Below are 18,647 nucleotides of genomic sequence, written 5' to 3'. Positions count from 1 at the left end.
TTACACTATTTTAATTTGTTTAACTAACTGGAAAGTGAGTTAGTTTTACTTTATAGGAGTTGTATACATGCCTGAATTTTATAAGAAACAGTGGTTTTTATATCCTGTTTACGTATTGGCATTTTTTGTGTTGGTGCTAATCTCGATTCTCTGTTATTTTCACTTAATTATGGGGATAGCTGCCTTTTTTATTTTTAGCATCGTTTTCTTTTTAGTTATACGATTTGAACTTAACTTTCAAAGGAATTTTGAAAAGTATACGACAGATATGATTACTAGGGTAAAAAAAGTGAGTAACGAAGCATTCAACCAGATGCCAATCGGTATATTGTTATACAATAAGGAGTATGGGATTGATTGGGCAAATCCTTACTTGTCTTCATGTTTGGGGCAACACGCATTAGCTGGGTGGCATCTGTACGATGTATCAGAAACATTACTCCTTTTTATTAAAGGAGAGACTTCTGACGATATAGTATCTTTAAATAGTCGAAAGTTCCGTGTGTTTGTAAGGAAAGAAGAAAAACTAATTTATTTTTTTGATGTAACTGAGCAAACAGAGATTGAAAAAATGTATGAGGATCAGCGCACCGTTTTAGCTGTTATTTATTTAGATAATTATGATGAAGTTACACAAGGGTTAGATGATCAATTACGCACGAATATAACAAGTCTTGTGACGTCACGTCTAAATGAATGGGCTGTTAAGTATGGTGCATATTTGAAACGTGCATCTTCAGAAAGGTTCTTCGTTGTACTAAATGAAAGTATTTTAGCACAAATGGAGAAAGGGAAATTTAGTATTTTGGATCAAGTGCGTGAAGAAACATCAAAAAGGAATATACCACTTACGCTAAGTGTTGGTGTTGGCTCGGGTGATTTACCTTTATCGGAGCTTGGAGCGATGGCTCAATCTGGTTTAGACCTTGCATTAGGACGAGGAGGAGACCAAGTAGCTATAAAACAAGCGACGGGTAAAGTTAAGTTTTACGGTGGCAAGACGAATCCGGTCGAAAAGCGTACTCGTGTACGTGCTAGAGTTATTTCACATGCATTAAAGGATTTAGTATTAGAAAGCAGTAATGTCATTATAATGGGGCATAGAGCTCCTGATATGGATGCGATTGGTGCAGCGATTGGTATTTTAAAGGTAGCTCAATTAAATGAGCGCAAAGGATATATTGTATTAGATGAAAATGATTCTGATAAAGGAATCAAACGTTTGATGGACAAAGTGAAACAAAATGAAGAGTTATGGTCACATTTTATTTCACCAGGGCAAGCGATGGAATTTGCAAACGATGATTCATTACTTGTTGTTGTTGACACGCATAAACCTTCAATGGTGATGGAGGAAAAACTGTTACACAAGATTGAAAATGTAGTAGTTATTGACCATCATCGCCGCGGGGAAGATTTCATTGAAGATCCATTACTTGTTTATATGGAGCCATACGCTTCTTCAACGGCAGAGCTTGTTACAGAATTACTTGAGTATCAACCGAAAAATTTAAAGATGACAATGTTAGAAGCAACGGCATTGTTAGCTGGTATTATTGTTGATACGAAAAGTTTTACATTCCGTACAGGCGCTCGTACATTTGATGCCGCTTCTTATTTACGCTCGCATGGCGCAGACACTGTACTTGTACAAGAACTTTTAAAAGAAGATATGGGTCAGTATTTACGAGTTGCAAAAGCCATTAAAAATGCGTACATTTATAAAAATGGAATTGCGATTGCTAAAGTTGATGGTGATGAATATTATGACCAAGTACTTATTGCACAATCAGCAGACACATTATTGACAATGACAGGTATCATTGCATCGTTTGTTATTGCAAAACGTGGAGAAAATTTCATTGGAATTAGTGGTAGATCTTTAGGTGAATTGAATGTACAGCTAATTATGGAGAATTTAGGAGGTGGCGGGCACTTAACAAATGCAGCCACACAAATGAAAAATGTTACAGTAGATGAAGCGGAGGAGAAGCTTCGATTTGTTATTGATGACTATTTACAGGGAGGCACACAATCATGAAAGTAATTTTTCTAAAAGACGTAAAAGGTAAAGGTAAAAAAGGAGAAATAAAAAACGTACCAGACGGTTATGCAAATAATTTCTTACTAAAACAGGGGTTAGCTGCCGAAGCGACAAACAGCAGTATGAAAACTTTAGATGCTCAAAAGCGCAAAGAGGAAAAAGATGCAGCAGCAGAAGTTGAGAATGCAAAAGAGCTGAAAGAAACATTAGAGAAATTAACTGTAGAAGTAAAGGTGAAATCTGGAGAAGGTGGCCGCTTATTTGGTTCTATCACGAGTAAACAAATTGTAGATGTAATGCAAAAGTCACACAAGATTAAACTTGATAAACGTAAATTTGAAATGGATGATGCAATCCGTGCATTAGGTTATACAAACGTCACTGTGAAATTGCATCCGCAAGTAACAGCAACAGTAAAAGTTCATGTTAGTGAACAATAAAAATAAATTAAGCAAGGAGGATTGCGCATGAGTGATGTAATGGCTGATCGTACCCCTCCGCATAATATAGAAGCAGAGCAGGCGGTTTTAGGGGCTATATTGATTGATCAAGATGCATTAACGTCAGCATCAGAGCTGTTGCTACCTGACTCGTTCTATCGAACGAAACATCAAAAGATTTTTGAAGTCATGCTTGGGTTGTCTGATAAGGGAGAACCAATCGACTTAGTAATAATGACATCAGCGATGGCTGATCAAGGATTACTAGAAGAAGTTGGTGGGGTTTCTTATCTAGCAGAGTTAGCAGAAGTTGTTCCAACAGCTGCTAACGTAGAATATTATGCACGCATCATCGCTGAAAAGGCACTTTTACGTCGTTTAATTCGAACGGCGACTCATATTGTATCGGATGGATACGAGCGAGAAGATGATGTGGATGGCCTTTTAAATGAGGCTGAGAAAAAAATATTAGAAGTATCTCACCAAACAAATGCAAAAGCATTCCAAAACATTAAAGATGTTCTTGTAGATGCTTATGATAAAATTGAACTTTTGCATAATCAAAAGGGTGAAGTTACCGGGATACCAACTGGATTTACTGAATTAGATAAGATGACCGCAGGTTTTCAGCGAAATGATTTAATCATCGTGGCGGCGCGTCCATCGGTAGGGAAAACTGCATTTTCATTAAATATCGCACAAAACGTAGCGACGAAAACTGATGAAAATGTAGCGATTTTTAGTTTGGAGATGGGCTCTGATCAGCTTGTTATGCGTATGCTTTGTGCGGAAGGAAATATTGATGCGCAAAGACTTCGTACCGGTTCATTAACTTCTGATGATTGGGCGAAATTAACAATGGCGATGGGTAGCCTTTCTAATGCTGGTATATATATTGATGATACACCAGGGATTAAAGTAAATGAGATTCGAGCAAAATGTCGTAGATTAAAGCAAGAACAAGGTCTTGGGATGGTTTTGATTGACTATTTACAGCTTATTCAAGGAAGTGGGAAATCAGGAGAAAACCGTCAGCAGGAAGTATCTGAGATTTCTCGTACATTAAAAGGGATTGCACGTGAATTGCAAGTACCTGTTATCGCCTTGTCGCAGTTATCTCGTGGTGTAGAATCTCGTCAAGATAAACGTCCGATGATGTCTGACATTCGTGAATCAGGAAGTATCGAGCAGGATGCTGACATTGTAGCCTTCCTATATCGTGAAGATTACTATGATCGTGAAACAGAAAATAAAAATACAATTGAAATTATCATTGCAAAACAACGTAATGGTCCGGTAGGTTCAGTAGAGCTTGCGTTTGTTAAGGAATTTAATAAATTCGTCAACTTAGAACGCCGCTTTGAGGATGGACATGCACCGCACGCATAAAGGCAGTATAAAAAAGAAACGCATTTCTTATAATAAGATGTGTTTCTTTTTTTTTTATATGAAAGATAGGGATTTCATAAGGTGAATATGTAATTCTTACGAACGAAAACGTTTTTCTATAAAAAAATGTTCGCTTTTTGGTTGACTTCTCTTTCTGTTTTGGTACAATTATATTGTTTGAATAGATCGTTTGAAAATTGCGGAGGTGCTTTAATAATGTCTTCAGTAGTAGTTGTAGGAACACAATGGGGCGACGAAGGAAAAGGTAAAATCACTGATTTTCTTTCTGAGCATGCGGAAGTAGTTGCAAGATATCAAGGTGGAAATAACGCGGGACATACAATTGTTTTCGGCGGAGTTAAATATAAATTACACTTAATTCCATCTGGTATTTTCTATAAAGAGAAAATTTGTGTAATCGGAAACGGCTTAGTAGTAGATCCGAAAGCATTACTTGAAGAGTTAAAATACTTACACGATCGTGGTGTAAGTACTGATAATTTACGTGTAAGTAACCGTGCGCACGTTATTTTACCTTATCACTTAAAACAAGATGAGTTAGAAGAAGCGAGTAAAGGTGATAACAAGATCGGTACAACCAAAAAAGGTATCGGTCCTGCATATATGGATAAAGCTGCTCGTATTGGTATCCGTATGGCTGATCTTTTAGACCGTGAAGCATTTAAAGAGAAGCTTGAGCGCAATTTAGTGGAAAAAAATCGTTTATTTGAAAAAATGTACGATACAGAAGGTTTCAGCGTAGAAGAAATCTTTGAAGAGTACTTCGAATACGGACAACAAATCGCACAGTATGTATGCGATACATCTGTCGTATTAAATGATGCACTAGATAACAATCATCGTGTATTATTTGAAGGTGCACAAGGTGTTATGCTTGATATCGACCACGGTACGTATCCATTCGTTACATCTTCTAACCCAATTGCTGGTGGTGTAACAGTTGGAACTGGAGTTGGTCCTGCGAAAGTTACTCGCGTTGTAGGTGTATGTAAAGCATATACAAGCCGTGTAGGTGATGGTCCATTCCCTACGGAACTTAATGATGAAATCGGTCATCAAATTCGTGAAGTTGGTCGTGAATACGGAACAACAACTGGTCGTCCACGCCGTGTAGGTTGGTTCGATAGCGTTGTTGTAAGACATGCACGTCGCGTTAGTGGTTTAACAGACTTATCATTAAACTCTATCGATGTATTAACAGGTATCCCAACTCTTAAAATTTGTGTTGCTTACAAATACAATGGCGAAGTTATCGATGAAGTTCCAGCTAACTTAAACATTTTAGCGAAATGTGAGCCTGTATATGAAGAGCTTCCAGGTTGGACAGAAGATGTTACTGCTATGAAATCATTGGATGAACTTCCTGAAAATGCAAGAAAATACGTAGAGCGTGTTTCTGAATTAACAGGAATCCAATTATCTATGTTCTCGGTTGGACCAGATCGTAATCAAACAAATATCGTTCGTAACGTATACGAAGCTTAATTGATATAAAAAATTGATTTTTTTAAGAAAAAACTCATATTTTTATGAGTTTTTTCTTATTTTTTTATAAAAAATAAAAAAAGGTATTGCAAAAATGAAAGATAGCATGTTATGATATGTCTTGTCGTCACGAAAATATGACGTTGGTGAGTATGAGCCATTAGCTCAGTTGGTAGAGCATCTGACTTTTAATCAGAGGGTCGAAGGTTCGAATCCTTCATGGCTCACCATTTTATTTTTCGTGGCCCGTTGGTCAAGTGGTTAAGACACCGCCCTTTCACGGCGGTAACACGGGTTCGAATCCCGTACGGGTCATGTTTTTTTATGTTCATTTTTGGTCCCGTGGTGTAGTGGTTAACATGCCTGCCTGTCACGCAGGAGATCGCCGGTTCGACCCCGGTCGGGACCGCCACTTTTGTTTATACCACCATTAGTGGTTTTATATATAGTTTTGGCTCGGTAGCTCAGTCGGTAGAGCAGAGGACTGAAAATCCTCGTGTCGGCGGTTCGATTCCGTCCCGAGCCACTCTCAGGATATTAAGTGGGCCCACTTAATATCCTTTTTATTTTGTCCAGTTTTACAAATGTGGGTAGTTATTTTACAATAGAATGAGGAGCCTCTAGCAGTTGAAGCTAGAGGTTTTTCTATAGATCGTATAGGATTCCGTGTAAAAGTGGATGATACATGAGTCTATGAGAATAGAGGAGAAATACTTAGACTAAGATTGTTGTCATATAGGAACATACTATAGAAACACCAATATGTTTGAGGATTATTGATCATATTTTTATAAGGAGGAAATAGACGATGATGGGAAAGAAAATTTTAGTAGTTGATGATGAAAAGCCAATTGCGGATATTTTGAAGTTCAACCTAGAAAAAGAAGGTTTTGAAATTGTAATGGCGCATGATGGTGATGAGGCGATTGAAAAAGCAAATGAAGAACAGCCAGATATGGTTTTATTAGATATTATGTTACCGGGAAAAGACGGTTTAGAGGTATGTCGTGAAATACGTAAAAGCTCAGAAATGCCAATTATTATGCTTACAGCAAAAGACTCTGAAATTGATAAAGTATTAGGGCTTGAGCTTGGGGCAGATGATTATGTAACGAAGCCATTTAGTACGAGGGAGTTACTTGCTCGTGTGAAAGCAAATTTACGTCGCCATCAGCAGGGTGGTGCTGCAGAGAAAGAAGAAAATACCGAAATGGTTATTGGACCAATCGTTATCAATTCGAACGCTTATAGTGTAACGAAGCGTGAAGAAAGCATTGAGCTTACACATCGTGAATTTGAATTACTACATTATTTAGCGAAGCATTTAGGTCAAGTTATGACTCGTGAACATTTATTACAAACAGTTTGGGGTTATGATTATTTTGGAGATGTACGTACAGTAGACGTAACAGTACGTCGTTTACGCGAAAAAATTGAAGATAATCCAAGTCATCCTACTTTAATTGTAACTAGACGTGGGGTAGGGTATTACTTGCGTGACCCAGAACAGGAATAGTATATGAAGAAAGTTGGTTTTTTTCAATCTATTCATTTAAAATTTGTGCTCATATATATGCTGTTAATATTAATAGCAATGCAAGTAATTGGTGTATATTTCGTTAGGGAATTAGAAAAAAGCCTTGTAAAAGGTTTTCAAGATTCCTTAACGCAGCAAACAAATTTACTTTCTTATAACCTGAAGCAAGAGTTTGTAAAAGAGCGTCCTAAAGCAGAATCAGTAGATAAAGCTATTAATGATTCGATTCAAAAACTTGCATCGGATCGTAAGAAAGATATTCAAGAAATAAGTGTAATTGATTCTACTAAAAAATTAATGGCAATTTCAGACGCGTCTAAGCAAAATAAAGTAGGACGAACGTCAGCAGACACAGCTGTACAACGGGTAATGGTACAAAAAAAACCAGAGTCAAAGGTTGAGAAAGACGTGAAAACAGGTCATCGGGTTCAAGTGATGATTACTCCTATTCTAAAAGAGCAAGAAGGAGAGGTACTTGGCGTCATTCGTATTGTTGCATCTATGGAAGATGTGTATAAACAAATGAAAGATATAAACCAAATTTTCGCGACGGGGACAGTAATTGCTTTACTAGTAACAGCTGTACTTGGGATTTTGTTGGCTCAAACAATTACAAGACCAATTTCAGATATGCGGAGACAAGCAATTGAAATGGCAAAAGGAAATTATTCGAGAAAAGTAAAAGTGCATAGCCATGATGAAATTGGACAACTAGCATTATCTTTCAATAATTTATCAAAAAAATTACAACAAGCCCGCTCTTCAACAGAGAGTGAAAGGCGCAAACTATCATCTGTTTTATCACATATGACAGATGGAGTAATTGCTACTGATCGAAAAGGTGACATCATTTTATTAAATGATCCTGCGGAAAAAATGTTAAATGTTTCGCGTGAAACGGCATTAGATCAATCTGTCTTAGAAGTGTTAGGAATACAAGAAGAATTTACGCTGGATCATTTATATGAAGAACCTGATTCAGTTTTATTAGATTTTAGTACGAGGAATGAACCATATATTTTACGTGCTAGTTTCTCTGTCATTCAAAAAGAAACAGGGAAGGCAAATGGTTTAATTGCTGTATTATATGATGTAACGGAGCAGGAGCGTATAGAGCGAGAGCGTCGTGAGTTTGTTGCGAACGTATCTCATGAGCTAAGAACACCGTTAACAACGATGCGCAGTTACTTAGAAGCACTTACGGATGGGGCATGGCAAGATCCGAATATCGCACCGCAATTTTTAACGGTTACACAAGAAGAAACAGAAAGAATGATTAGACTTGTAAATGCGTTGTTACAACTATCTAAACTAGATAGTACAGAACATCGCTTAATGAAGGAATGGGTCGACTTTACTGATTTCTTTAATAACGTTATCGATCGCTTTGAAATGTCTAAAGAGCAAAATGTAAGCTTCAAACGATCTTTCTCTAAAAAATCTCGATTTATTGATATGGATACAGACAAAATTACACAAGTTTTATATAACATTATTTCCAATGCATTAAAATATTCGCCAGAAGGTGGCACAGTAACATATCGCCTGCGTGACCGTGGTGAGTTATTAGAAATTAGTGTGAGTGATCAAGGAATGGGTATCCCGAAGGAAAATGTAGATAAAATATTTGAACGTTTTTACCGTGTAGATAAAGCGCGTTCGAGACAAATGGGTGGTACAGGTCTTGGATTAGCCATTGCGAAAGAAATGATTGAGGCACACGGCGGCTCAATTTGGGCGAAAAGTGAGGAAGGAAAAGGAACAACTATTTATTTCACACTGCCAATGGCAACTGATGAAGAGGACGATTGGGAATGAGTATGGAAAACTTTAAAACAATAGTTTTAATTAATTTAGTTGTTATTAGCCTATTTCTTACTTTTAACTTATGGACATATGTTCCTGATTCTACCTCGATACAAAATGCAAAATTTGTTCAAGGTAATGAAGAGATAAATCCAATAAAACTTTCGGAGGTTGTTCGCCCATCCTCTGTAATCGTTCATAAAGAGAAAAATCATTATGTGAGTGAAAACAAGAGTAATGTGGATTTAATTTATAGAATTCTTGAAAATGGAGAGTTACATGATTTAAAGGAAATAACAGGGACAGTTCCTAAAGGTGATTTTCTTTCGTATGTACATGGAGAAGAAAAAATTGAATTTGTTTTTCCTACAAACATTCCACTGGGTACGATTAAAAGTATGTTTAATTTTAAAGATAAAAACATAGAAGGTAATAGGAGTTTCAATCGTATTATAATTGATCCTTCTCGAAGTAAGGACCAAGAAATTAAAATTAGTTTTGTTTCCTATGATACTTATCCTTATCGTAAAATATATGAAGCAAAATTGAGTGGTGTTTACGTAAAGGATGTTATAAATGCTCAAAATCAACTTATAACAGTAGCGAGACCGTATTTTGAATATCAAATAAGTGATAGAAAAAAACTTTACTTACCAGATGGAATTACGGAATTAAGTGAGGTAGAGTATTTTGGAGCTAGGTTAGATGAGGATACATTTAAAAATGCATTATTTAGTGATCCACGTTATTTAAGCCCTATTTCTGAGAAATCAAAGAAAACATTTACAGATGGTATACGTTCTATGGAAATTGATCAGTCAAATGCAATGTTGAAATATAAAAACTCCGCTGTACATAGTGATGAATCTATGGATAATGCAGCACTTTTACAAAAAAGTTTTGACTTTGTAAGTGGGCATAGTGGTGCGTTAAAGCTCTATCGTTTTGATTATATTAATAAGGGGAAAACGTCCTTCCGTTTTTATGAGGATGGGTTGCCTGTATTTAATAGCGATGGAATGGCGGAATTAAAGCAAGCATGGGGTTCAGGTGAAATCATGCAGTATGAAAGATCCTTTTTTGATCCAAGTTTCAAATTACCTAGAAAACAACTAACAACTTCTCTCGCATCGGGTCGTACAGTGATGACATCATTAGAGAATAATCCGCAAATTGATAAAAATTCAATTCAGGATGTTGGAATTGGTTATAAGTTATCATTGGAAGATTCCATTAACGAAGGAAAAAACATTATTTTAAAGCCAATATGGTATGTAAAATGTGAAGAAAATGGTAAGCAAAAAATATTTGAATGGAGTGAGGGGGGACTAAATGGATTGGGATCGAATTAAAACCATATTTATTGTGACCTTTTTTGTTTTAGATCTCTTTCTTATCTTTCAGTTCATTCAAAAGCAAGATAGTAATCAATTGGAACTTGTGACAGAAACAAAAATTGATCAACAATTAAAAGAGTCTAAAATTACTATGGGAAGTTTTCCTAAAGAGCCGAAAAAAGAGTCGTTTATTATGGCGAAAAATAAAAGCTTTAAGGAAGAAGATGTGCAGTCTTTAAAAAATCAAACAGTGCATCTGCAAGAAGAATATAAGATAGAAAGTAAGTTGAAAGAACCATTTTTAAATGCAAAATCGTTATCAAAGGACAAGTATAATGATTTCTTAAAAAACTACGTGCTTGATGGGCAGAAATACGAGTTTGGGGCAATGAAAGATTCAAAAATTTATTTCTTTCAAAAGTATAAGGATAAGCCGATTTTCTACAACAATCATGCAATGATTGTTGTAGATTTGAATGAAAAAAATGAGCTTGTTTCGTATACACAAACAATGTTAACGGATTTGAAGGAAATGGGCGAAAGTGAAAAAACGAAAGAACAAGAAATTATCACTGCTCAAACAGCTTTAGAAAATATATATGTAAAAAATAAAATTGCAGAAAATACGCACGTGAAAGAGGCGCAGATTGGATATGCGACTCTAGCTGAATCTTCTTCTAATATACAAGTGCTTGCTCCAACGTGGAACTTAAAGACAGAGCAGAAAAAGGACTATTTTGTGAATGCAATTGAAGGACAAGTTATGGAATTAGGGGAAACTCAAGTGCCGGAAGAACATAATGGAGTGAGAAAGAATGAGTATGCACTTTAGTGTACTTGCAAGTGGAAGTACAGGGAATATGCTATATGTAGGAACAGATGAAAAAAAATTGCTCGTCGATGCAGGTTTAAGTGGTAAAGCTACAGAGGCCTTATTTAAGCAAGCTGAACTGAATATAAATGACATATCAGGTATTCTTGTAACGCATGAGCATAGTGACCACATTAAAGGATTAGGTGTATTGGCGCGTAAATATGATTTACCTGTTTATGCGAACGAGAAAACATGGAATGCAATGGAACATTTAATAGGTAATATCCCAACTGATCAAAAATTCATTTTCTCAGTAGGAGACGTGAAAACATTTGGAGATATTGAAGTTGAATCATTTGGTGTTTCTCACGATGCGGCAGAACCGATGTTTTATGCTTTTCATAACAATAATAGAAAGTTAGCTCTTATTACAGATACGGGCTACGTAAGTGACCGTATGAAAGGTGTTATTAAGGGAGCGAATGCTTTCGTGTTTGAAAGCAATCATGATGTGGAAATGCTTCGTATGGGACGTTATCCATGGAGCATTAAGCGACGTATTTTAAGCGACGTTGGTCACGTTTGTAATGAGGATGCTGCATTAGCGATGGCGGATGTTATTACAGACGATACAAAACACATTTATTTAGCGCATTTAAGCTTAGATAATAACATGAAAGAATTAGCGCGTATGTCTGTATCACAAGTATTAGAAGAAAAAGGTTTTGGGGTTGGAGAATCCTTTGAAATACATGATACAGATCCAAAAATGCCTACGAAAATTCAATACGTATAATTCTTCATTTTAGTAAACAATAAAGGTGAATATAGTTGTTTTCAGGAAGATAGGTGAACAAATATGTCCTTTATTGATGAAGAAAAATATCGTATTAAACGTGCAGGGAAAAAGAAACATAAAGGTATTGTTATTTCTAGTATAGCGGGAACAATTGTAGGGGCTTCATTATTTGCATTTGGAGCGCCTTTATTTTCAAATGATGAAGGTAAGCTTCCGCAAGTTGAAGCGAGTGAAAAAAATATGGCTGAAGCTCAAAGTGGAAATGTTCCTGTTAAACAGATTAGCTTTGTAGACGCTGTTGATCGTGCTTCAGAGGCTGTTGTTGGTGTTATTAATATTCAACGAGACGATTTTTCAGAGGCTGATTCGGAAGCTGGTACAGGATCTGGTGTGATTTATAAGAAAACAGATGGACATGCGTATATTGTAACGAATAACCACGTTGTTGCTGGGGCGAATCGTATTGAAGTGAGCTTAAGTGACGGTAAGAAAATTCCAGGTAAAGTATTAGGAACCGATGTAGTCACTGATTTAGCGGTACTAGAAATAGATGCGAAGTATGTGAAGAAAGTGATTGAAATTGGCGATTCTAATACCGTTCGTAGAGGAGAACCAGTTATTGCGATTGGAAATCCACTTGGGCTACAATTTTCCGGAACTGTCACACAAGGTATTATTTCGGCTAATGAGCGTATTGTTCCTGTAGATTTAAATCAAGATGGACATTACGATTGGCAAGTAGAAGTATTGCAAACAGATGCGGCAATTAATCCAGGTAATAGTGGTGGAGCGCTTGTAAATGTAGCGGGACAATTAATAGGTATTAACTCAATGAAGATTGCAGCAAAAGAAGTAGAAGGAATTGGACTAGCTATTCCAGTTACGAGAGCTGTTCCTATTATGAATGAACTAGAAAAGTACGGTAAAGTAAAAAGACCTTACGTTGGGATTGAACTAAGGTCTTTAAACGAGATTCCGAGTTACTATTGGTCAAAAACGTTACGATTACCAGATAACGTAAAAGAAGGAGTCTGCATTTTAGATGTGAAAAGTCCTTCGCCAGGTACGGATGCGGGTCTTAGAGAACATGATGTTATTGTGGCGGTAGATGGAAAAGCGGTGCACGATATTATTGGGTTCCGCACGGCCTTATATAATAAAAAAATTAATGATAAAATGACTCTTACGTTTTATCGTGGTACAAAACGAGCGACAACAACGGTGAAATTAGGCATTCAAAAGTATTAAAAACAGGAGGGCCTACCTCCTGTTTTCTATTGTAGAAAAGTGAGGTGAAGAATATGAATTTACCTTGTTGTTTAGAACATGTTGAATTAGCATTAGATATCATTGTGGATGAGTGTGAAGTCGCACCGGTTATTAACAATGTGGATAACTCTAAAGAAGAGAAAAAAACATGTGAATTTTGTCAAAATGAGGCGACATATGTTGTATCGAACACAGATTCTCACACAATATGTGGGTAACATTTGTGGATATGTGGATAAGTCTTGTGGATAACGTGTTTGTAAGGTGGGGAATAAATGTGAATATCTCGATTATTTCAATTGGGAAATTAAAAGAAAAGTACTTAAAACAAGGTATAGCAGAATATTTAAAACGATTATCTTCTTACGCAAAAGTAGAAGTAATTGAATTGCCAGATGAAAAGGCACCAGAAAATTTAAGTGCAGCAGAAATGTTAATTGTAAAAGAAAAAGAAGGTATTCGTATACTAGATAAAATTTCTGATGATACGCACGTCATTGCATTAGCAATAGAAGGAAAGCAAAAATCATCAGAAGAATTTGCGGTAAGTATAGATCGCCTTGCTACATATGGAAAGAGCAAGATCATATTTGTAATTGGCGGATCACTGGGGCTTAGTTCGGAAGTAATGAAGCGTTCAAACGAATCTCTTTCTTTCTCAAAGATGACATTACCACATCAATTAATGCGATTAGTATTGCTTGAGCAGGTGTATAGAGCGTTTCGGATTAATCGTGGTGAACCGTATCATAAATAAATTTTTCATTTGTATATAAAGAGTAAAAAAGACCATTGGACAAAAATCACCGATGGTCTTTTAAACATTAATAGATGGTATGTAGATTTCCTAAAATAAGTATGTTTCTATTTCTAAAAAAATATGCTGTAATATGAAGAGGGAAAAAGTATAAGTAGTCATAGAAGTGAGGAATTAAAGGTGAAGAAGTTTAAGAAGTTTTACTTGGAGATTACGAGTGTATGTAATCTCGCGTGCAGCTTTTGTCCGCCGACGGAAAGGCAGAAGCAATTCATTTCTGTAGAGGATTTTGCTAAAAGATTAGACCAAATTAAACCTCACACAGACTACATTTATTTGCACGTGAAGGGTGAGCCGTTGCTCCATCCGAAAATAGATCAACTATTAGATTTAAGCCATGAAAAAGGGTTTAAAGTTAATATTACAACGAACGGAACGTTAATTAATAAGAGAAGGCATAGACTGTTAAATAAGCCTGCGTTAAGACAAATGAATTTTTCACTGCACAGTTTTGATGGACACCCAGGTTCGCAAGATAAAGAGGGCTATGTAAGGAGTATACTTTCTTTCATTAGAGAGGCAACAAGTCAATCGGACTTAATCGTTTCACTAAGATTATGGAATTTAACTCAGGATAATAAAACAAATGCTGAAATCCAAAAAAATAGGGATTTATTATCTATAATTGAAAATGAGTTTGATCTATCTTATCAAATTGAAGAGAAGCTTACACCGGGAAAAGGTATAAAAATTGCGGAACGTGTCTTTATTAATCAAGACTATGAATTCCAGTGGCCGGCATTGCATGAAGAAGAGGATGATGGAAAAGGATTCTGTCATGGTCTTCGAAATCAGGCTGGAATCTTAGCGAACGGAACTGTTATTCCTTGTTGTCTAGATGGTGAGGGAATTATTAATCTTGGAAATATTAATAATGATTCATTCTCTAATATTATTGAAGGCGAAAGAGCGAACAATATTGTAGATGGATTTTCGAAAAGGGTTGCAGTAGAAGAACTATGTAGAAAGTGCGGATACCGCAAAAGATTTGGAAAGTAAATATAGAATAAGCCCTCATAAAGCGAGGGCTTATTTTTATTCTTGATAAGAACGTTCTAATTCATCAATTAAGGAACCTACGTAAGAAACAGCTTTACGGATTGTATCTGGTTTTGACATGTCTACTCCAGCGTGTTTCATTAATTCAAGTGGTTTCATTGTACCGCCTGCACGGAGTACATCAAGCCAGCGATCAACAGCAGGTTGTCCCTCTTCTTTAATCATTTGAGCTACAGCGGTAGAAGCAGTTAGTCCCGCAGAATATGTGTAAGAATATAAGCCCATATAATAGTGAGGTTGACGCATCCATGTTAAACCGGCGCCTTCATCAATTTCTACGGAATCTCCCCAGAATGTCGAAAGGACCTTCGTTTTTATTTCAGTTAAAGTTGTAGCTGTGAGTGCTTGCCCTTCTTCTGCTAGAGCGTATACTCTTCTTTGATATTCTCCCTCAAGTAGATGGGTAACGAAGTTGTGGTAATATGTGCCGAGTAGTTGCAGAATAACCCATCTGCGCATTCTCTTATCTTCAGTAGTCGCAAGTAAATGCTGGGCTAATAGTAATTCATTCATCGTTGATGGAGCTTCAATGAAGTACATAGATGGACGCACATTCATAATACGCTGATTTTTATTTGCTAAATAAAAATGACCAGCATGTCCAAATTCATGAGCTAATGTGAAACACCCGCGCATCGTACCCTGCCATGTAATTAAAATATAAGGGTGAGAACCGTATGGGCTAGAGCAGAAGGCACCTGTTGATTTTCCTACGTTATCTGCAAGGTCTACCCATCTTTCTTTGAAGCCCTTTTCGATAATGGAACTATATTCATTTCCTAATACTTTTAAAGAATCTTGAATGAGTTTGCCAGCTTCTTCGTAAGTGATTGTTGGATTAAATTCAGGATCTAACGGTGCATGTAAGTCACAGAAAAGCATTTGATCAAGCCCTAATACATTCTTTTTTAAATCTGCAAAACGGCGCATATGAGGCGCTAATTCGTTATAAATAATATCTAGTTGGTTGTTATACATTTCAAGTGGAACTTTTTGAGGCTCTAAAAGCATATGGGTAACGGACTCGTACTTGCGCAAACGAGAAAGCGCCACTTGTTTTTTTACCTCAGTAGCATATGTTGTTGCAACTGTATTTTTATATCGTTTCAATGTGGAAACAAATGATGAATATGCTTTTTTACGTATATATGCGCTTGGAGAAAATTCATATTTGCTTTCGAATAATGCAAACGATACAGGCAAATCATTTCCCTGTTCATCTTGTATAGAAGGGAAATCCATATCGGCTAATTTAGTCATGCCGTAAATTTTGTAGGGTGAACTATGAACTTCGCCGAGTGCAGCAAGAGCTTCTTCTGTTTCAGGAGAGAGAGTGTGCTGCCTCTTTTTGAGTATCTCTAGTAATGATTTACGGAAAGGTTCAAGTTTTATTTCCTCAGTTAAATATTTTTCAATTATTCCCTCCTCAAATGAGAGAATTTCGTTATGAATAAAGGATAGTGCGGTATGTACATTCGTTCCTAGAGCGGAAATTTTGGAAGAGTTCGCTTGAATAACTGAATCTGTACGATCAGCGGATTCTTTTAAATTTGCATATGCGCCGAGTTTTGTTAACTTCATTAAAAGTTCTTCTTCTAAAAGTAGGCAATTTAATAAGGTAGCGGGGCTAGTGTGTAATTGTCCTTTAAATGCATCAAGTTTTTTTATATCGTCTGTTAATACACGTAATGCAGTTTCCCACTCTTTATCAGATTCGTATAAATCAGAAAGGTCCCATGTCAATTCAGTAGAGACTTCCGCGCGAATAAGGCGTTCCTCAATTACATTTTTCATTTGTTATATCCCCCTTATTATAAGTATCTAAAAATATGATACTAGAAAATTCAGTGAAATGAAAATATTTTACATTTTTATACATGAAAAAGAAGGACAAGCATAAAAAATGCTTGTCCTTCTAGTTAAATTTATAAATTAATATACTTTGTCACCGTTGAAAATAGAGTTTTTCACGACTACATAATCTACAGTACGAATTGCGTCTAATTTTGTTCCACCAGCGTAAGAGATAGAAGATTGAAGATCTTGTTCCATTTCGATTAAAGTGTCTTCTAAAGAACCTTTATGCTCAACGAACATTTTCTTACCTTCAACGTTTTTCTTCTCACCTTTTTGGAATTCAGAAGCTGAACCGAAGTACTCTTTATAAAGTTTGCCATCTTTTTCGATTGTTTCCCCTGGAGACTCTTCATGACCTGCGAATAGAGAACCGACCATAACCATAGTTGCTCCAAATCGAATTGATTTAGCTACGTCGCCATGTGTACGAATACCACCGTCAGCGATAATTGGCTTACTTGCAGCTTTTGCACACCAGCGAAGTGCAGCTAGCTGCCAACCGCCAGTTCCAAAGCCTGTTTTAATTTTAGTAATACAAACTTTACCAGGTCCAATGCCAACTTTTGTTGCATCAGCACCAGCGTTTTCTAATTCTCTTACCGCTTCTGGAGTTCCAACGTTTCCAGCGATAACGAAGCTTTCTGGTAAATGTTTTTTAATATGTTGAATCATGTTGATCACAGCGTTAGAGTGACCATGTGCGATATCGATTGTAATGTATTCAGGTGAAAGTTGCTCAGCAGCTAATTGTTGTACGAATTCGTACTCGTCTTCTTTAACACCAACGCTGATTGAAGCAATTAATCCACGTGATTGCATATCTCTAATGAATGAAATTCGTTTCTCTGGTTGGAAACGATGCATGATATAGAAGTAATTATTTTCAGCTAAATAAGTTGCGATTCTTTCATCAATAATCGTTTGCATATTTGCAGGTACAACAGGTAATTTAAATTTATGTTTTCCTAAAGTGACAGTTGTATCACATTCAGATCGGCTATTTACAATGCATTTTGCAGGAATTAATTGAATATCTTCATAGTCAAATACGTTTTCCATCATTTACACCCCTAAAATACGAATATTTTATTTTTATTGATTGAAAATGTTCGTCCATAGGATAATTTACATCATTTTCAGTAAGAAGTCAAAGATTTTCTTAACGTTTTTTTAAAAAGAAGCCAATATTTTTAAAAAATAACGTTAAAAACGAATTTAAATAGATTTCTTATGCATAATGTTCGTTTATAAAAAAGAAAGGAGGGAAATTGAAAATGATTCTGCTAGTTCAGTTATATTAGCCAAACAAGCAAAAGAAAAACGAGAAGTTTTAGCTAATCAAAAAGATGAGGAAGAAAAATATAAGCAAATGCTAGTTAAAGTAGAGGAGTTGAAAAATGAGCAGAAGTTTGCGGATGTAAAAGAGCAACTTAACGTAATTATTAGGGAAACGAAAGGGAAAGAACAGTTTAAAATATATTATCAAAATGCGAATGAACAAATTATACAGAGTGTGCCGAGGGCGGTAGATGTAGATAAAACAAAAGATGAGAACCGTAAGGAAGAAAAAGTAATAGAAGAGAAGCCGAAGAAAGAAAGTGTTATTACCGGTCAGAAGGCAGAATATATTACTAAACTAAATAGTATTGAGGAGAGTTTGAAAAAGCTCGATTACTTATATGAGAACGGAATTACAACTGAAATGAAAGAAGGGGAAGTTAAAAGATACGATGCATGGGATCAAGCTTTAAATGAGATTTATGCTGTTTTGAAAAAGCAACTTTCTACAAGTGAAATGAACACTTTGAGAGAGAAACAGCGTGAATGGATTACGTATCGAGATCGCAAGGCGGAAGAAGCTTGGAATGAATCTGGGCGGGGAACATTATCAGGGATAGCAACTATTTCATCGAATGCAAATAGTACGAGGGAAAGATGTTATCAGTTAGTTGAGCAATATATGGAATAATATT

Annotated in this window: 16 protein-coding genes and 4 tRNA genes; 18 read left to right on the top strand and 2 right to left on the bottom strand. The window is 36.1% G+C overall.

The annotated features are described in order from the left end of the window. The first annotated feature begins 67 nt into the window (after positions 1-67). The 17 genes from ABH960_RS02860 (at position 68) to ABH960_RS02780 (ending at position 14,757) form a co-directional block, all read left to right on the top strand. Positions 68-2,041, top strand: a complete 1,974-nt coding sequence (locus ABH960_RS02860) for a DHH family phosphoesterase (protein WP_002068737.1) — start codon at positions 68-70, stop codon at positions 2,039-2,041. Beyond that, on the top strand, positions 2,038-2,484 hold the full coding sequence (gene rplI, locus ABH960_RS02855) for a 50S ribosomal protein L9 (protein ID WP_044438332.1): 447 nt from the start codon (positions 2,038-2,040) through the stop codon (positions 2,482-2,484). Before ABH960_RS02860 ends, rplI begins: the two co-directional genes overlap by 4 nt. Before the next feature lie 27 nt (positions 2,485-2,511). Next, positions 2,512-3,873 (top strand): replicative DNA helicase, encoded by a 1,362-nt coding sequence (dnaB, locus tag ABH960_RS02850; RefSeq protein ID WP_002089943.1) that lies wholly within the window; start codon positions 2,512-2,514, stop codon positions 3,871-3,873. 216 nt (positions 3,874-4,089) lie between these two features. Then, positions 4,090-5,379: an adenylosuccinate synthase gene (locus ABH960_RS02845; protein WP_002138921.1), complete on the top strand. Its 1,290-nt coding sequence runs from the start codon at positions 4,090-4,092 to the stop codon at positions 5,377-5,379. A 154-nt stretch (positions 5,380-5,533) separates the two neighbouring features. Continuing rightward, positions 5,534-5,609 (top strand) — tRNA-Lys (locus tag ABH960_RS02840). A gap of 13 nt (positions 5,610-5,622) precedes the next feature. Next, positions 5,623-5,694 (top strand) — tRNA-Glu (locus ABH960_RS02835). Between the two features lie 21 nt (positions 5,695-5,715). Further along, positions 5,716-5,791: transfer RNA gene (locus ABH960_RS02830), tRNA-Asp, on the top strand. 41 nt (positions 5,792-5,832) lie between these two features. Beyond that, positions 5,833-5,905 (top strand) — tRNA-Phe (locus ABH960_RS02825). Between the two features lie 282 nt (positions 5,906-6,187). Then, complete coding sequence (gene walR, locus ABH960_RS02820) at positions 6,188-6,895, top strand: cell wall metabolism DNA-binding response regulator WalR (RefSeq protein WP_000971867.1); 708 nt, start codon at positions 6,188-6,190, stop codon at positions 6,893-6,895. Positions 6,896-6,898: 3 nt separating this feature from the next. Then, complete coding sequence (gene walK / locus ABH960_RS02815; RefSeq protein WP_002191368.1) at positions 6,899-8,734, top strand: cell wall metabolism sensor histidine kinase WalK; 1,836 nt, start codon at positions 6,899-6,901, stop codon at positions 8,732-8,734. After that, positions 8,731-10,074 carry a YycH family regulatory protein gene (locus ABH960_RS02810; protein ID WP_002191367.1) on the top strand — a complete coding sequence of 448 codons (1,344 nt, stop codon included), beginning with the start codon at positions 8,731-8,733 and terminating at the stop codon, positions 10,072-10,074. The genes walK and ABH960_RS02810 overlap by 4 nt, the downstream gene beginning before the upstream one ends. Beyond that, positions 10,055-10,891 (top strand): two-component system regulatory protein YycI, encoded by an 837-nt coding sequence (locus ABH960_RS02805; RefSeq protein WP_000383744.1) that lies wholly within the window; start codon positions 10,055-10,057, stop codon positions 10,889-10,891. The genes ABH960_RS02810 and ABH960_RS02805 overlap by 20 nt, the downstream gene beginning before the upstream one ends. Further along, a complete protein-coding gene (locus ABH960_RS02800; protein WP_002191365.1) occupies positions 10,875-11,669 on the top strand; it encodes an MBL fold metallo-hydrolase in 795 nt (264 codons plus the stop codon). Before ABH960_RS02805 ends, ABH960_RS02800 begins: the two co-directional genes overlap by 17 nt. A 63-nt stretch (positions 11,670-11,732) precedes the next feature. Further along, a complete protein-coding gene (locus tag ABH960_RS02795; protein ID WP_002191364.1) occupies positions 11,733-12,920 on the top strand; it encodes a S1C family serine protease in 1,188 nt (395 codons plus the stop codon). Positions 12,921-12,973: 53 nt separating this feature from the next. Continuing rightward, positions 12,974-13,159 (top strand): CxxH/CxxC protein, encoded by a 186-nt coding sequence (locus tag ABH960_RS02790; protein WP_002035001.1) that lies wholly within the window; start codon positions 12,974-12,976, stop codon positions 13,157-13,159. A gap of 59 nt (positions 13,160-13,218) precedes the next feature. After that, entirely contained in the window at positions 13,219-13,698 is a 480-nt protein-coding gene (rlmH, locus tag ABH960_RS02785) for a 23S rRNA (pseudouridine(1915)-N(3))-methyltransferase RlmH (protein ID WP_404442558.1), read from the top strand. 180 nt (positions 13,699-13,878) lie between these two features. Beyond that, the gene (locus ABH960_RS02780; protein ID WP_002016446.1) at positions 13,879-14,757 is read left to right on the top strand and encodes a radical SAM/SPASM domain-containing protein; all 879 of its coding nucleotides are present in this window, start codon (positions 13,879-13,881) and stop codon (positions 14,755-14,757) included. Between the two features lie 36 nt (positions 14,758-14,793). On the opposite strand, the gene pepF is transcribed toward ABH960_RS02780, so the two are convergent. Both pepF and guaC read right to left on the bottom strand, forming a co-directional pair. After that, positions 14,794-16,611, bottom strand: coding sequence for an oligoendopeptidase F (gene pepF / locus ABH960_RS02775; protein WP_404442555.1), 1,818 nt, complete (start codon positions 16,609-16,611; stop codon positions 14,794-14,796). Between the two features lie 138 nt (positions 16,612-16,749). After that, a complete protein-coding gene (gene guaC / locus ABH960_RS02770) occupies positions 16,750-17,733 on the bottom strand; it encodes a GMP reductase (RefSeq protein WP_002068771.1) in 984 nt (327 codons plus the stop codon). Positions 17,734-17,911: 178 nt separating this feature from the next. Between guaC and ABH960_RS02765 the strand changes: the two genes are divergently transcribed. Then, on the top strand, positions 17,912-18,643 hold the full coding sequence (locus tag ABH960_RS02765) for a lysozyme inhibitor LprI family protein (protein WP_404442552.1): 732 nt from the start codon (positions 17,912-17,914) through the stop codon (positions 18,641-18,643). Positions 18,644-18,647: the final 4 nt, after the last annotated feature.

Origin of the sequence: Bacillus sp. RC252 (genome assembly GCF_044909215.1) — a bacterium.
In the GTDB taxonomy this organism is placed as follows: Bacteria; Bacillota; Bacilli; order Bacillales; family Bacillaceae_G; genus Bacillus_A; species Bacillus_A mycoides.
Note: the sequence above shows the minus strand (reverse complement) of the source record. Positions and strands in the feature narration are given on the sequence as shown.

Excerpts from the sequence above, each read along its gene's own strand:
- guaC (WP_002068771.1), bottom strand. The coding sequence starts at position 17,733 with ATGGAAAACGTATTTGACTATGAAGATATTCAATTAATTCCTGCAAAA.
- ABH960_RS02765 (WP_404442552.1), top strand. The coding sequence starts at position 17,912 with ATGTTCGTTTATAAAAAAGAAAGGAGGGAAATTGAAAATGATTCTGCT.
- walK (WP_002191368.1), top strand. The coding sequence starts at position 6,899 with ATGAAGAAAGTTGGTTTTTTTCAATCTATTCATTTAAAATTTGTGCTC.
- ABH960_RS02860 (WP_002068737.1), top strand. The coding sequence starts at position 68 with ATGCCTGAATTTTATAAGAAACAGTGGTTTTTATATCCTGTTTACGTA.
- pepF (WP_404442555.1), bottom strand. The coding sequence starts at position 16,611 with ATGAAAAATGTAATTGAGGAACGCCTTATTCGCGCGGAAGTCTCTACT.
- ABH960_RS02800 (WP_002191365.1), top strand. The coding sequence starts at position 10,875 with ATGAGTATGCACTTTAGTGTACTTGCAAGTGGAAGTACAGGGAATATG.
- ABH960_RS02810 (WP_002191367.1), top strand. The coding sequence starts at position 8,731 with ATGAGTATGGAAAACTTTAAAACAATAGTTTTAATTAATTTAGTTGTT.
- walR (WP_000971867.1), top strand. The coding sequence starts at position 6,188 with ATGATGGGAAAGAAAATTTTAGTAGTTGATGATGAAAAGCCAATTGCG.
- ABH960_RS02845 (WP_002138921.1), top strand. The coding sequence starts at position 4,090 with ATGTCTTCAGTAGTAGTTGTAGGAACACAATGGGGCGACGAAGGAAAA.
- rplI (WP_044438332.1), top strand. The coding sequence starts at position 2,038 with ATGAAAGTAATTTTTCTAAAAGACGTAAAAGGTAAAGGTAAAAAAGGA.
- ABH960_RS02795 (WP_002191364.1), top strand. The coding sequence starts at position 11,733 with ATGTCCTTTATTGATGAAGAAAAATATCGTATTAAACGTGCAGGGAAA.
- dnaB (WP_002089943.1), top strand. The coding sequence starts at position 2,512 with ATGAGTGATGTAATGGCTGATCGTACCCCTCCGCATAATATAGAAGCA.
- ABH960_RS02790 (WP_002035001.1), top strand. The coding sequence starts at position 12,974 with ATGAATTTACCTTGTTGTTTAGAACATGTTGAATTAGCATTAGATATC.
- ABH960_RS02805 (WP_000383744.1), top strand. The coding sequence starts at position 10,055 with ATGGATTGGGATCGAATTAAAACCATATTTATTGTGACCTTTTTTGTT.